Source organism: Streptomyces sp. ISL-1 (genome assembly GCF_018614585.1).
In the GTDB taxonomy this organism is placed as follows: Bacteria; Actinomycetota; Actinomycetes; order Streptomycetales; family Streptomycetaceae; genus Streptomyces; species Streptomyces maoxianensis.
The window spans coordinates 58,103-72,496 of the sequence record NZ_JAGGOI010000031.1 but is presented as its reverse complement, the minus strand read 5'-3'; the positions used below and the strand labels follow the sequence as shown (position 1 = coordinate 72,496).

Below are 14,394 nucleotides of genomic sequence, written 5' to 3'. Positions count from 1 at the left end.
GGTCACAGCATTACGTGCTTGACCTGGGGGTGGTCAAGCAAGCCCCTGCATGCCAGGGCGGCCGTCGCCAAGCTGACGGCGAGCAATGCGGCCGACCGGGTCATCGACCGGTGCGTCCCGATCGTCGGCGGACACGGCTACGACCGCTCCTACCCGTCGAACGCTTCTACCGAGAACTGCGCGTCGACCGCATCTGGAAAGGCACTTCAGAAATCCGGTGCTTCATCGTCGCGGGCGAACTGTCAAGCGGGCACGGGCGTTGTGCGGATCCCCTCAGCCTGAAGGCCGGCAGGCCCGGCTCCGGCCGACCACGGGGGGCGGGCCGGGGCCGGGCCTCGGTCGCGTCGGTCGCCTCGGTCAACGGGTAGGCCCCCGCGGGGATCGGGCCGTGGTCAGGTGGTCGCCAGGCGCAGCGTGAGCGCGGCGATGGCGAGGACGAGGGGGATGGCCGCGTTCGTGGCGGGGTCCCGGACGCGCAGGTGGGAGCCGACCGCGCCGATGAAGTAGAGGATGACGCCGATGGCGGCAGCGACACCGAGCGGCCACCAGAACAGGCCTATGAGGAGGCCGACGGCGCCCGCGATCTCGGCGGTTGCCAGGAGCCAGAGTTTGTCGACCGGGAACCCGACGGTCTGCATGACCTTGAGCTGGGCGGGGTCGTTGCGGAGTTTGCCGACGGCCGAGAACACCAGGAGCGCGGCGAGCAGGGCGGAGACGACGATGGTGGCGATGAACATGGAGGTCCTTGAGAACTGGTCGGGGGCGGTGTTGGTGTTGAAGCTGGGCAACAGGGGGCGTCACCCGAGTGGGCAGGCCGTCAACCGGCTCGCGGCCGGCATGGTGAGTGTTTCTCCAGGTCAGTACGGTGCCGCCCCGGGACGGTCCCGGTGGCATGTCGGCGCTGTCGCCGCACGGAAAGCATAAGCGGACTTTACCCCGGTTGTATTCCCCCCGGTTAGAGTGAGTCCTGTGGACCAACCCGTCTTGCCCCTGGGAGCGCCGCGCGGCGAGCGCGCCGACGCCGTACGCAACCGGCTGCATCTGCTGGCCACGGCCCGCGAGATGCTCGCCGAGCAGGGCGCGGACAGACTGACCATGGACGGACTGGCCGAACGGGCGGGCCTGGGCAAGGGGACGGTGTTCCGCCGCTTCGGCAGCCGCGCGGGGATCTTCCAGGCGCTGCTGGACGACGACGAGCGGGCCTTCCAGGAGCGGGTACTGTCCGGGCCGCCGCCGCTGGGCCCGGGCGCCGCGCCGCTGGAGCGTCTGATCGCCTACGGCCGGGCGCGCGTCGGGTTCCTCGTCGCCCACCGCGAGATCGCCCGCGCCGCCCTGGACGGCACTCAGCCCGTACCGGCCGGACCAGAGACACCCCTCTCCCGGATGCACATACGCATGCTGCTGGGGCAGATGGGCCTCGGCGCCGCCGACCTCGACGTCCTGACCGTCCAGCTCACCGCCGCCCTGGACGGCCCCCTCCTGCTCTACCTGTCCGCATCCGACCTCACCCAAGCCGCCGACCAGGCCGATGAGCGGCTCGCCCACGGCTGGCAGGACCTCGTGCAGCGCGTCTGCCGACCCTGACCAACATTCCGTACCGACTGGACAAAGATTCCACCGTTGACTCATCGGGTGCGTTCACCATCGGACACTGGAAAGCTCTCAGCCGTGGACTGGGGCAATCCGCAGGTCCGGAATGGAGGCCGAGATGGCACGAGTTCTTTACACGGCGGAGGCAAACGTGAAAGGCGGTCGCGTAAGCGGCCACGGGCGCACCAATGACGGTGCCTTGGACGTCCAACTGCGTGTGCCGAAAGAGATGGGCGGCGAAGGGGGTGGCACGAACCCCGAACAGCTCTTCGCAGTGGGTTATGCGGCCTGCTTCGAGGGTGCACTGGGCGTGGTGGGTCGTCGCGAACGCGTCGAGGCGGGCGACGCTTCGATCGACAGTCGGGTCAGCCTCCTTCCCACCGCGGACCGTGGTTTCCAGCTTGCGGTGGAGCTCCATGTGACCCTGCCGGAGATTCAGGATCCTGAGCAGGCAGCGCGGATCGTCGCTGCCGCGTATCAGGTATGTCCTTACTCGAATGCCACGCGGGGCAACGTCGACCTCACGCTGACCGCCAACGGTCACGACGTCGGCACGCCCGGGGCCGGGTAAGCCGACGTCGCAGACGGACGGTCACCCCTTGACCGCCGCCGGGTCCGCGATCGCCCTTGGCCGATCACGGCCGGCCGGAGCCGACTGCGTACGAGCCCCGGCTCGGCAGCGGCAGCGGGGAGCCGCCGCCCGCGGTGGTCCGGGCGGCCGTGGAGTGGCACGCTGAGGGAGTGGTGTCCGCCGAGGAGACTCGGGAGGGTCGATGGGACGAGATGTCCCGGCACTGGTCTTCACCCGTGATGACCGTCGCCAGTACCGGAACAAGATGCAGAATTGCCTCGACGCGTTCGCGCAGATGCTTCGTGAGGAACGTTTCGAAGTGGAGCGGCCCCAGGTAGGTCTGGAACTCGAGCTGAACCTGGTGGACGCGGCCGGCGAGCCCACGATGCGGAGCACCGACGTACTCGAGGCGATCGCCGATCCCGCCTGGTCGAGTGAGCTGGGCCGGTTCAATCTGGAGATCAACATCCCACCCCGAAAGCTGACGGCCGGTGGTCCCGATGCGTGGGAGCAGGAGATCAGGGACGCGCTCAACCATGCCGAGGGGCGGGCCGCGGCAGCGGGGGCGCATCTGATCATGATCGGGATCCTGCCGACGCTGCGGCAGGGGGATGCGGGTGAGGCGGCACTGTCGGAAGACCCTCGGTACCGGCTGCTGAACGAGCAGATATTCGCGGCCCGTGGTGAGGATCTGCGGATCTCGGTGGACGGGGTGGACAGGCTGCGGACCTACGCCGACACCATCACTCCCGAGGCGGCGTGCACCAGCACCCAGTTCCATCTCCAGGTCTCGCCGGACGAGTTCGCGAACTACTGGAACGCCGCGCAGGCGATCGCAGGCGTGCAAGTGGCCCTGGCGGCGAACTCGCCCTTCCTGTTCGGCAAGGAGCTCTGGCGCGAGACGCGTATCCCCCTCTTCGAGCAGGCCACCGACACCCGCCCGGAGGAGATCAAGGTGCAGGGGGTGCGGCCCCGGGTGTGGTTCGGCGAGCGGTGGATCACGAGCGTTTTCGACCTCTTCGAAGAGAACGTGCGCTATTTTCCCGCGCTGCTGCCGCTGTGCGACGAAGAGGATCCGCAGGAGACGATCGACGGCGGCGACGCTCCCGAACTGGGCGAACTCACCCTGCACAACGGCACCATCTACAGGTGGAACCGTCCGATCTACGCCGTCGCCCACGGCAAACCGCACCTGCGGGTGGAGAACCGGGTGCTGCCCGCCGGCCCGACCGTTGCCGATGTCCTCGCCAATGGCGCCTTCTACTACGGACTGACGCGCGCCCTGGTCGAGGAGGAACGGACGGTCTGGTCGCGGATGTCGTTCTCGGCCGCCGAGGACAATCTGCACGCCGGGGCACGGCACGGAATCGACGCGCGACTGTACTGGCCCGGGATGGGCGAGGTGCCGGTCGCCGAACTCGTACTGCGGCGCCTGCTGCCCATGGCTCACCGGGGCCTGGAGCTGTCGGGCATGGACGCGGCATGGCGGGAGCCGCTGCTGGGCATCATCGAGCAGCGGTGCGTCACCGGGCGCAACGGCGCGCTGTGGCAGGCAGAGATGTTCCACCACATCGATCAGGCCGACCACGTCGACAGCCATGAAGCGCTGCGGCGGATGACACGGCAGTACATGGAGTACATGCACCTCAACGCCCCGGCACACACCTGGCCCGTCGACTGAACCTGCGAGGGAACACGCCGCCCGGCTGCCGGCCCCCTACGAGCACGCCTCCAAGTGGCCCTCGGTGACCGCCAGCGCGGCAGCCATGATGCTCAGCTGCGGATTGACCTCGGGGCAGCCCGGCAGCACCGACGCATCCGCGATCAGCACTCCCTGCACTCCACGCAGCCGCCCGCAGGGGCCGGCCGGGAAGCGCTGCGCGTCAGCGCCGGCGGACACCGTGCCCGTGGGGTGGTACGCGGACAGGTGCAGCCGGCTCGGGCCCACGTGCGCGAGGATCTCGTCCAGTTCGGACAGCGTGCGGGCACGGGGCGCGGTGGGGATGCCGGTGAGGACCTCCTCCGCACCGGCCGCGAAGAGGACTTCGCCCATGGCGCGTACGGCGCGCATCAACCGGCCCCCGTCGCGCCGGTCCAGGTCGTAGCGGAGCAGGGTCCGTTCCCGGCCCAGTACACGGCCCGAGGGGCGGTCGGCGATCATCGCTCCGAGCGTGGCAAGCCGGTCGGCGCTCTCCAGTTCGCGCCGCAGCTCCCGCCCGAGGCCCGGCAGTACGAAGGAGCCCATTCCCGGCGGGGTCGCGGTGGCCTCGATCAGCACACCGCCGTCGTGGAGTTCTTCGACGCCGACACTCTGCAGCACTCCCTCCCAGGCGGTGACCGGCTCGGCGAAGCGGCCGGCGACGCTGGTCGCCGGATGGACGCTGAGATTACGGCCGAGTCGCGGGTGGCCGCCGAGGCCCGAGCGGCGCAGCAGAGGCGGCGACTGCAGTGCTCCGGCGGCGATGACGACCAGTGGTGCGAGGATCTCGAATTCGCTGCCGTCCTGCCTCTGTACGAGGACGCCCGAGGCGCGCGAACCGCCCGGACGGTCGGCGTCGACCAGGACACGCCGGACCTTGGCGCCCGTGACGATGCGGGCTCCGGCTGCGCAGGCGTCGGGCAGCACCGACAGCTGCACGCTCTGTTTGGCGCCGGTCGGGCAGCCCACCACGCACTGGCAGGACCCCTTGCAGCCGGTCGCGTTGCGGCGCAGGGGCGCGGCCCGCCAGCCGAGGCGCTCGGCCCCGGCGAGCGCGAGCCTGCCGTTGTTCCCGAGGACGTCCATCGGCTGCGTGGCCACCCGCAGCGTCCGTTCGACCTCGTCGAGGTAGGGGCCGAAGCGCTCGGCCGGCGAGAATCCGAAGTCGCCGGCCCAGCGAGCCAGCACATGGTCCGGAGTGCGGTAGCAGGTGCCGGCGTTGACGACCGTGGTGCCGCCGACAGCCCGGCCCACCGGAAGCAGCAGCGGCGGACTGCCCACGGCGACAGTGGCCCCGCCGTCCCGGTAGAGCTCGACGAACCGGTCGAGCGGGGTGCGCCGCCCGAACGACTCCGTGGAGTGGTGCTGCCCTTCCTCCAGTACGACAACGCGGAGACCGCCCCGGGCCAGGGTCCGCGCGGCCATGGCGCCCCCCGCGCCGGAGCCGATGACCACTGCGTCCGCTGTGGAGCGCGCCCGCCACTCGCGGGCGGGCGTGCAGTCGAGCGGAGGATCCTTGCGCGTCAACTCATGTGTGCGCATGCCCTGTTCGAGCATGCGCTCGGTTCCGGCGGCAAGCAGGACGGGCACTTTGAGTACGTCGAGGAGCGGCAGGAGCGCGAGGCGCGCACCGAGGGAGGCGAGCACGGCCTCTCGCCTCTCGGCGCTGAGAGCGGCGAGCCTGCGCCCGGTCCTGGCCACGGCGTACGCGTCGATGGCGCCCGCCGCCGCCCGCACCCCGGCACGCGCGTGGGACGGCATCGAGCCGATGACCCTCTCCAGCCTGCCGGGGACCCGCGCGGGCCAGTCAGCGGTGCCGTCGTCGGCGATGAGGGCGGCCACCAGACCGGTGAGACTCATCGGGTGCCCACCTCCGCGTGTGCGGTGCCGGCCAGGGTCCACTCCGCTTCCGTGCGCCAGCCGCCCCACCACCGTTCCAGCAGGACACGCGCATCGGCACTTTCGCTGTTGCGGCAGGTCGCGTGGCTGCCGTCCGGGTCGGTGTAGTCGAGCGCCAGCGTGCGCTCCTCGGGCTGGGTGACCTCGACGCGGATACGGCGCAGGCCCGCGCGCCCGGTCACCGTCCAGGTGGGCAGCCCGATGGCGGCGCGGAACCGGCCGAATCCGGCCCAGCCGACCGCCGTGCGCTCTGCCCTTCGCGGCCAGGTGCGGCCGCCTCGGCGAAGCCGCAGGAAGACCAGTGGCGGCAACCGGCGCAGCCCCGGCCTGGTGGAGACCGCGGCGACGAGTTCCAGCACGTCGCCCGCGCCGAGATCGGCGTGCAGCCAGGCCCAGCGGCGCGCGTTGCCGTGACCGTAGATCCTGGCGGTGGCGCCGGGCGCGCCGGTCGGCGTGAGGGTCGTGTCGTCGTACGCGAATGTCCCGGCGTACGTGGCCCGTGCGGCAGGCAGCATCTGCGCCGCGGGCAGCAGAGGGCGGCGCCAGGACCAGCGGGGGAAGGTGAACAGCGGTGCCCCCTCGGCCCGTTCCGCCAGGTCCCAGCTCAGTACGCCCGCCGAGCCGGACAGCCGGCCGGGTCCGGCATGGACGCCTTCGGCGGTGAAGCCGTCCCCGCCCCCGGTCCACTTCGCGGGGCCGAAGCGGGCGTGCCGTACCGGACCGTCCTTGGGGAACACCGCGGCCCAGCCGTGAGCGAACGGTTCGGCCCCGTCGGCCGGCGCGGTGAGTTCGTGGTGCAGCCACAGTCCGGTGCCGGTCGCCGGGTCGGTGACCGTCGTGTACCAGACTTCGGTGCGGCCCGGCTCGCCGTTCCAGCGCGGCGCCATGTGGGAGTCCGCGTCCTCCTGCCGGGGGAAACGGAAGCTCGCGAGGAAGGGCACGAGCCCTGTCGTCACCGGGAAGCGCAGCGTGCCCTCGCCGGCCGGCACTCCCTCGTCGTACAGCGTGAACGGCAGCACCGTCATCGACTTCAACGGTCGGCGCGGCGTCACTGACTTCCAGCCGTCGAGGGTGAGGCGGCGATCGCCGGCCATGAACGACATCCGGTAGCGGATACGGCGCCCGGCCAGCGGAGATATCTCCAACTCGCCCTCGGCACATGGGTCGTCGGCCCATCCGGCGATGCGTATCCGACCGGTGATCCGCGCGTCGGTCGTGCCACGAAGGCGCAGCACGCGATCCGCCGCGGCGCTCAGGTCGAGGCGGATGGGGCGGGGCCGGTCCTCGCCCTCGAGCCGGACCGTGCCGAGCATGGTCTCCCGGAAAGCGGTGCCCCGGGTGCCCCCGGCTTCCTCAGGTGTACGTGTACTCATGCGAGGCCCTCCAGCATGATCCGCTCCGTCGCCGTCAGATACGCCTCGGCGGCCCGTCCGGCGCCTGCCCGGTCGCCCGCCGTCACCGCTTCGACCACCGGTTCCAGCCTGGCGTGTGCCGCGTCCGGGCTGTTGAACGGGCCTACGAGGGCGGCCCGCACCGGCAGGTAGGCGTTGAAGAGTGTGTTGGTCAGCAGTACGTAGACACGGTTGCCGGTGGCGCGGGCCAGCGCCCGGTGCACCTCGATGTCGGCCAGCTGCACTGCGTCCCCACCCTCCGCGACCAGCACCGCCGCCAGCAGGGCACGCAGCTCGGCCCGCTGCTCCTCGGTGGCGCGGGCCGCTGCGCGCTCGGCGATCAACGCGCCGACGCTGCGTCGTACTTCGAAGATCTCGACCATCCAGTCCGGACTGTGCCTCACCAGCATGGGCAGCAGATCGGCCCCTCCGAGCCGCGCGTAGTCGCGCACCCGGGTGCCCACTCCGTGCCGCGTCTCCAGCAGTCCGGCCTGGACGAGGCGGCCGAACGCGTGCTTGAGGGTGGTGCGGGTGACGCCGTATCCGTCGGCGAGTCGGCGCTCCGGCGGCAGATAGCTGCCCGCCGGATGCCGCCCGGCAAGGATGTCCTCGCGCAGCCGGGTCTCCAGGACATCGACGATGGTCTCGCGGGGCAGCGCCTCCATGCCGTCCCTCCTTCGCTGATTCAGTGGCTCAGTGGATGAGCCACTGAATCAGGGCCGAAGCGTGAAGTCAATGAATCGGCCCTCGATCGCGGGAACAACACCCGGCCCCGTAACCGGTGTTGGCCTTCTCAGCAGCCGGTATGCGGACGGGGAGGCAGCCCCGGAGGCACAACCCAGACCGCGGGGGAACGTTTTCCCTCCGGGGGTGCCCGACGCGCCTTGGCATCAGCCGAGCGCAGCTGCGCACACCACACGCAACTGTCGTCCTCATGCTTCGGAGAGGCGAGCCAGTACGCGCCCACCAGCCGGGCGTCGGGAAGCGGAATCGGGTCGCTGCCGGAAACATTCATACCCGCCCAACGCCGCAACCCGGCGGAGGGGAACGCAGTCTCACAACCATGCAACCGAACCGTCACCACCGAACCGTCCCAACTGAACCGTGACCCAGGCGCCGGTGCCAGGGCGGTCGGCGTCGTCGTTGCCTCTCGTCACCCCTCCTACGGGAACGCCTGTTCCGTCCAGATGGTCTTCCCGGACTGCGTGTAGCGGGTTCCCCATCTATGAACGATTTGCGCGACGATGAACAGTCCGCGCCCGTCTTCGTCGTCGTCCGCGGCGTGGCGGAGGTGTGGTGAGGTGTGGCCCGTGTCCGCGACCTCGCACAGGAGCGTGCGATCACGGATGAGACGCAGGTGCAGCGGCCCCTCTGCGTGCCTGAGAGCGTTGGTGACCAGCTCGCTGACGACGAGTTCGGTCGAGAACGTCAGCTCTTCCAGGCCCCATGCTTGAAGCTGGCCGGTAGCCAGCTGCCGGGCATGGCCCACCGCGACCGGCTCTGCGGGCAGCTCCCATCCGGCGACCTGCGCGGCGTCGAGTTCACGGGTACGCACGAGCAGCAGTGCCGTGTCGTCGACTGTCGGGCCGTCCGGCAGGAGTTCCGAAAGAGCCTGGTCGCAGAGGTCTTCCAGGGAACCGCGGCGCTCGCTCAGCACCCGGCCCAGGATGTCCATCCCCTGATCGATGTCGCGGTCGCGGGCTTCGACCAGGCCGTCGGTGAAGAGGGCCACCAGGCTGCCCACCGGCAGCTCGAGTTCCATGGACTCGAACGGCAGACCGCCGAGACCCAGCGGCGGTCCGGCCGGCAGCTCCGGGAAGGACAGGCGGCCCTCGGGGTCCACGATCGCCGGCGGCAGATGCCCCGCCCGGGCCATGGTGCATCGTCGCGAGACCGGATCGTAGACCGCGTAGAGGCAGGTCGCCCCGGTGGCGTCGTCCGCGGGCAGGTCGGCGGACGGGCCGACGGCTTCCGACTGTTCCTCCGCCGCCTGGCCCACCAGGTCGTCGAGTCGCGTGAGCAACTCGTCGGGGGGCAAGTCCATTCCGGCCAGCGCGCGTACGGTCGTACGCAGCCGTCCCATGGTGGCCGCTGCCTGCAGGCCGTGGCCGACCACGTCCCCGACGACGAGTCCGACCCGGGTTCCGGAGAGCGGGATGACGTCGAACCAGTCACCGCCGACCCCCGTCACGTCGTCCGTGGGCTGGTAGCGATGGGCCGCGTCGACCGCCGATTGCCGCGGCAGGTGCTGCGGCAGCAGTTGGCGCTGCAGGGCCAGTGAGGCTTTGCGTTCACGGGTGAAGCGCCGGGCGTTGTCGATGGACACCGCCGCGCGGGTGGTTAGCTCGTCGGCGAGCGCGACCTCGCCGCTGTCGAAGGTGGCTGACGGGGTGCCCCGATGGAAGGTGACGAGTCCCAGCACGCCGCCCCCGGCCCGCAACGGCACGACCAAGGTGTCCTCCACGAGCACGAGCCCGCCCGAGGAGAGACTGCGGTACTGGGGTGAACCTGGCGGGTACTCGACAGGAGAAGGCTTACGCGACCGGTCCGGATCGCCCGCCCCGTTCACCTGGGCCGACCGGGAGGCGACCCGCACGAGAGCCGTCGGTCCCGGGGCTCCGGCGCCCAACACCTCGCCTTCCAGGACCTCCTTCGCGAGGTCGACCGTGACGGTGCTCGCGAGGTCCGGCACCGCCACATCCGTGACCTCCTCGGCGGTGACGATCACGTCCAGGGCGGTGCCGATCGCGCGGCCGGCCTCGACGAGCAGGGCCAGCCGCCGCTGCGCCTCGTAGCGATCGGTGATGTCGAACGCGTCCTCGCACACTCCGAACACATGCCCGTCGGCGTCCTGGAGCCGGTAGTAGGAGCATGACCAGAGGTGGTCCGTGCCGGGTTCGCTGGGTGGCTGGCCCAGGAAATGCAGGTCGAGGATCGCTTCGCCGGTGTCGAGCACGTAGTGCATCACTTCATCGAGGGTGCGCGGGTACGCCTCGGTCAGAAACCTGCCCTCTGAGTACAGCTCATCGGCCCGCATTCCGCGGAACTCGGAGAACGGCTGTCCGATCTCCCGTTCGTACGCGGCGTTGCACCACGTCAGGCGCAGGTTGGTGTCGTAGATGGCCAGACCGACGGGTGACTGGGTGGCCAGCCCGTTCACCAAAGCCAGCCGGGATTCCCACAGCCGCACTCGCTCCAGCTCGGCCGCGACGAGGACGCGAGCCGCCGTGCCACCGCCGAGCAGGGGGGACACCGCTGTTGCGAGCAGCAGCTCATGGCCGTCCCGGTGCCGGGCGACACGGATGTCGCCTCCGCTCAAACGGGCGCCCAAGGCCCGGTCGGCCGACTCAGCGGCGGTGAATCCGTTGCCTTCCTGGGGCGGAAGGAACGTCTCCAGGTGCTTCCCGATGATCTCGTACGCCGGATAGCCGAGGAGGGCCTCGGCCGCGGGTCCCCAGCCGATGACCGCGTCCTGGGCGTCGAGAACCACCGTGGCCGCCCTGGTGACGTCGAGCGGACCACGGAAGTCGGCTCTCTCCGCCGCGTTCCACGCGCTCATGGCGCCACACCAGCCCGATTCATTACCTACAGAATCGGCCCTGACCGGGACCGGCACAACCGCGATGACGGGTCAAGGCAAGAGTCGTCCGGGCGGCCGACGCGGACGGCTCTTGGGGGCGGCGGCCGTCACAGGGCCCGGCCGTCGCGGTCCTGCGGAACGAGCGGCCGGAAGCCGGGCCCGATGCTCGCCGTATTCAGTGATCGGCCCGGCGAGACGCGCCCCCTCAATGCGCCCCCAGCAAGCCCCTGAGTGCGGGGAGCCCGCCGCGGAGGCGGAAGCCGCGCCAGCGACCTACCGTGGTCCGGGGAGCGCCATATCCGAACCGACGTTCCACAGGAGGCCGCCATGGAGGACTACTTCGTCTGGGTGACGACGCGCCGCATCAAGCCGGGCACGCTGGAGGAGTTCGAGAGGGCATGGCGACCGGGCTCGACTCCGCACGGCATGCGCCGCGCCTACGCGTACTGGTCCGAGGACGGGCAGGAAATCACCGGGGTGTCGTTCTGGGACTCCCGGGAAGCGTGCGACTCCTGGCGGAACTCCGACGGGGAGAAGCGACGGCGGGAAGCCATGGCCCCGTACGTCGTCGAGGAGCAGGAAGGCTTCTACCGTGGCGGCGAACTCACCATCCCCGGTCGGTGATCGGCGCCCCCGAGCCGATCGGCATCCCTGAGCCGGGAGCCGAGCCGAGGGGTTGCCGCGGACGTCAACCGGCTCTTGACCGGCGGCGCTGTGGCCGACCCCGGACCGTACATCTCAGGCACGTCCGCCGCGCAGGCGCATGACCGCCGACAGGCACCCGATGCCCGCGGCCCCCGACCGGAACGGGCAGGAGCGCAGAACCTCACTCCGGATCCGGAGAATGAGCCGCTGAGGCCGAGCGCTCACCATCAGTTGATCGGGCGAGGACATGGCCTCCACGAGCCCGGCGGCCCCGGACCAACGCGCCGCCACCTGCCGACACGCCGGGATTCCCGCGTCGGCGTGTGCGAACCCACCTGTACCTCTACCGCCACCTCATGGGAGCACCCACGCACGGGATTCGAGATCAATCCGTGCGCCGGCCCTTCACAGATGGAGGATTCGAGATGCTGCTGCCGGACAAGACCCGTGTTCGCAGTCTCCTCATCCGGTTCAGGGAACTGGAGCGCCGCATGCTTGCCGACCCGATGCACCACGGCACCCGCGCTCGATTCGAGGACGTGGCGTACACCCTGTGCATCCTCATGGGCCAGCGAACGGCACGCGATGCCGTCGTCCACGCAGAGCGGTATCTCAAGGCCCCAGCAGCAAGACTCGTCCGTTTCACACTGAGGAAATAGGGCCGGACCGGCCCCCATTTGCGGCGGGAGGGTCGGAGACGCACTGTGGGTGGCGCCGCCCTCAGCCGTAGGGGCGGGCGGGGGACACGGATCCGGTACACGTCGGTGAGAGGAGCATCAGCGATGCCAAGGGGCTCGAATTCCAAACGAGAACGCCAATACGAACACATCAAGGAGAGCGCCGAGCAACGAGGCGCGAGCGAGGAGCGGGCCAAGGAGATCGCCGCGCGCACGGTGAACAAGGAACGTGCGCGCTCTGGTGAGTCCCGCACGGCCGGCAAGAGCTCCACGCAGGACATGGCGCCGTCGAAGCGTGGCGGGCAGCGCTCCCACAGCGGGTCCGAGGGCCCGACCTACGATCAGCTGTACGCGGAGGCTCAGCGCCGCAATATCCATGGGCGCTCGTCCATGAACAAGTCCGAACTCAAAAAGTCGCTCGGCCGCTGACCTCCGCTGCGGCGGAGAGCGGCCCTTCGCGGCGGGGGGTCATCGCCGGTGCTCGGCCTGCCGGTCCGCCGGTTCCGCTCCCCCCTCGCCTCCCTTGCCGGCACCGTGAACCTCCGCTGCTGATGTGGTGTTGAACCACTTGCCGAGTGCCTCCCGCAGCCGTCCGTTCCGCAGGTCGTCCTCATCGGAGTCCGATGTACGGCCTTTGGCCGCGGGCAGGCTCCTGTGCAGCAGCAGATACCGCTGGTCGTCATCGATCGGCCGGTGCTCCTGCTCGAAGCCGCCCTCGAGCGTCTGGAGCACGTCACCGGTCTCCACCCCGGAGGTCAGCCGCTCGAACTCGGCCTCTTGGAGTGCGAGACAGAATCGCTTGGTCACGAGAAACCCGACGATCGGCAGCAGGACGAGAGCGCCGCGCAATGCCCATGTCAGGTCGTTGAGTGAGATACGGAACGTAAAGGCCACCACATCGTTGCCGCCGGCCAGCAGCAGTACGCCGTAGAAGGCGATGCCCGCGACCCCGAGGCCGGTGCGCACCGGCCGGTCGCGCGGCCGGTCGCACAGGTGGTGCTCGTGCCGGTCGCCCGTCACCCACGCCTCGGCGAACGGATACGCGTACAGAACGGCGAACAGCACGCCGGGCAGGACCAGCGCGGGCAGCAGCACGTTCCACATCACCGTGTGCCCGGCCACCACCGTCTCCCACGGCGGCACCAGTCGCAGCGCACCTTCCAGGAAGCCGACGTACCAGTCCGGCTGCGCGCCCGTCGACACCACGTCGGTCCGGTAAGGCCCGTACACCCAGACCGGGTTGATCTGTGCCAGCCCACCGAGGGCCGCGGTCACCCCGAGGACGGTGCAGAACAGTCCGCCCGAAGCGGCCATGAAGTGGGGGAAGAACGGCTTGCCGACCGCGTTGCGATTGGTGCGGCCCCGGCCCGCCCACTGGGTGTGCTTCAGATAGAACACCAGGATCAGATGGACCGTGACCAGGGCGAGGAGCAGCCCCGGCAGGAGCAGGATGTGCAGCCCGTACAGTCGGCTGATCAGGTCTTCCCCCGGAAACTCCCCACCGAACGCGAACATGCTGACGTAGGTCCCGGCCACCGGAATCGACAGCATGATGCCCTGGGCGATCCGCAGCCCGGTGCCAGAGAGCAGGTCGTCCGGGAGCGAGTAGCCGGCGAAGCCTTCCGCCAGCGCCAGCACGAAGAGCGTGACACCGATCATCCAGTTCGCTTCACGGGGCTTGCGGAACGCCCCGGTGAAGAACACCCGCAGCAGATGCACACCGATCGCGGCGACAAAGATGACCGACGCCCAATGGTGCATCTGCCGGATGAGCAGCCCCCCGCGCACATCGAAGCTGATGCTCAGCGTGGAGTCGAACGCCTGCGACATCCGGACACCGTCGAGCGGCGCGTATGAGCCGTCGTACACGACCTCACTCATCTCGGGCTTGAAGAACAGCGTGAGGTAGACACCGGTCAGCACCAGCACGATCAGGCTGTAGAGCGCCAACTCGCCCAGCAGGAAGGACCAATGGTTGGGGAATGCCTTGCGCAGCAGGCCGCCGCCCTCGCTGACCGGCAGCCGCGCGTCCAGCTCTCCAGCAGTCCTTCCCGCGGCCTGCCGGGTACGGCTTTTCGCGGCGCGTGCCGCCAGTCGTGCCCGCCGGAAGAAGATCATGAGCTGCTCCTGCCCCCTGACGTGCTCCAGCGGATTCGGCGCGCTCGGTGTGACGGGGCGTCACAAGAGCCGCCCCGAGGAGCGTAATGGCGTCGCAGTCAGGGGCGTCGGAGGCCGGTATCGGTGTGTTCACGCGGTGGCCTTCGCCGGGTGGAGCCGGGCGCGATCCGGTGGATCGAGCCGCTCCCTCACCCATACGAGGGCAGTCTCCGACACGGGTGGGA

General features: G+C 70.1%; 12 protein-coding genes and 1 pseudogene. 7 read left to right on the top strand and 6 right to left on the bottom strand.

All coding sequences use genetic code 11. The features are described 5' to 3' along the window. Nucleotides 1–18 precede the first annotated feature (18 nt). Nucleotides 19–368, top strand: a pseudogene (locus J7E87_RS21755) (acyl-CoA dehydrogenase family protein). Between the two features lie 24 nt (nt 369–392). Here J7E87_RS21755 and J7E87_RS21750 read toward each other — a convergent pair. Then, entirely contained in the window at nt 393–788 is a 396-nt protein-coding gene (locus J7E87_RS21750; RefSeq protein WP_251017803.1) for a DoxX family protein, read from the bottom strand. A gap of 181 nt (nt 789–969) precedes the next feature. On the opposite strand from J7E87_RS21750, the gene J7E87_RS21745 reads away from it, so the two are divergent. The 3 genes from J7E87_RS21745 (at nt 970) to J7E87_RS21735 (ending at nt 3,842) form a co-directional block, all read left to right on the top strand. After that, the gene (locus tag J7E87_RS21745) at nt 970–1,584 is read left to right on the top strand and encodes a helix-turn-helix domain-containing protein (RefSeq protein WP_308313003.1); all 615 of its coding nucleotides are present in this window, start codon (nt 970–972) and stop codon (nt 1,582–1,584) included. Nucleotides 1,585–1,708: 124 nt separating this feature from the next. After that, nucleotides 1,709–2,161 carry an organic hydroperoxide resistance protein gene (locus J7E87_RS21740; RefSeq protein WP_215096157.1) on the top strand — a complete coding sequence of 151 codons (453 nt, stop codon included), beginning with the start codon at nt 1,709–1,711 and terminating at the stop codon, nt 2,159–2,161. Between the two features lie 202 nt (nt 2,162–2,363). After that, nucleotides 2,364–3,842: a glutamate-cysteine ligase family protein gene (locus J7E87_RS21735; RefSeq protein WP_215096156.1), complete on the top strand. Its 1,479-nt coding sequence runs from the start codon at nt 2,364–2,366 to the stop codon at nt 3,840–3,842. 36 nt (nt 3,843–3,878) lie between these two features. On the opposite strand, the gene J7E87_RS21730 is transcribed toward J7E87_RS21735, so the two are convergent. From J7E87_RS21730 to J7E87_RS21715, 4 genes are all read right to left on the bottom strand, one after another. Continuing rightward, nucleotides 3,879–5,720: a GMC family oxidoreductase gene (locus J7E87_RS21730; protein WP_215096155.1), complete on the bottom strand. Its 1,842-nt coding sequence runs from the start codon at nt 5,718–5,720 to the stop codon at nt 3,879–3,881. Further along, nucleotides 5,717–7,132: a hypothetical protein gene (locus J7E87_RS21725; protein WP_215096154.1), complete on the bottom strand. Its 1,416-nt coding sequence runs from the start codon at nt 7,130–7,132 to the stop codon at nt 5,717–5,719. Before J7E87_RS21725 ends, J7E87_RS21730 begins: the two co-directional genes overlap by 4 nt. Further along, complete coding sequence (locus J7E87_RS21720; protein ID WP_215096153.1) at nt 7,129–7,815, bottom strand: FadR/GntR family transcriptional regulator; 687 nt, start codon at nt 7,813–7,815, stop codon at nt 7,129–7,131. The genes J7E87_RS21725 and J7E87_RS21720 overlap by 4 nt, the downstream gene beginning before the upstream one ends. 497 nt (nt 7,816–8,312) lie before the next feature. After that, on the bottom strand, nt 8,313–10,709 hold the full coding sequence (locus J7E87_RS21715) for a SpoIIE family protein phosphatase (RefSeq protein ID WP_215096152.1): 2,397 nt from the start codon (nt 10,707–10,709) through the stop codon (nt 8,313–8,315). Nucleotides 10,710–11,057: 348 nt separating this feature from the next. Between J7E87_RS21715 and J7E87_RS21710 the strand changes: the two genes are divergently transcribed. The 3 genes from J7E87_RS21710 (at nt 11,058) to J7E87_RS21700 (ending at nt 12,481) form a co-directional block, all read left to right on the top strand. Further along, nucleotides 11,058–11,354 (top strand): antibiotic biosynthesis monooxygenase, encoded by a 297-nt coding sequence (locus tag J7E87_RS21710; RefSeq protein ID WP_215096151.1) that lies wholly within the window; start codon nt 11,058–11,060, stop codon nt 11,352–11,354. A gap of 446 nt (nt 11,355–11,800) precedes the next feature. Further along, on the top strand, nt 11,801–12,034 hold the full coding sequence (locus tag J7E87_RS21705) for a DUF5133 domain-containing protein (RefSeq protein WP_215096150.1): 234 nt from the start codon (nt 11,801–11,803) through the stop codon (nt 12,032–12,034). 123 nt (nt 12,035–12,157) lie between these two features. Next, nucleotides 12,158–12,481, top strand: a complete 324-nt coding sequence (locus J7E87_RS21700; RefSeq protein WP_215096149.1) for a plasmid stabilization protein — start codon at nt 12,158–12,160, stop codon at nt 12,479–12,481. A gap of 39 nt (nt 12,482–12,520) precedes the next feature. Here the strand turns inward: J7E87_RS21700 and J7E87_RS21695 are convergent, their stop codons facing one another. Then, nucleotides 12,521–14,170, bottom strand: coding sequence for a ubiquinol-cytochrome c reductase cytochrome b subunit (locus J7E87_RS21695; RefSeq protein ID WP_215096148.1), 1,650 nt, complete (start codon nt 14,168–14,170; stop codon nt 12,521–12,523). Between the last annotated feature and the right edge of the window lie 224 nt (nt 14,171–14,394).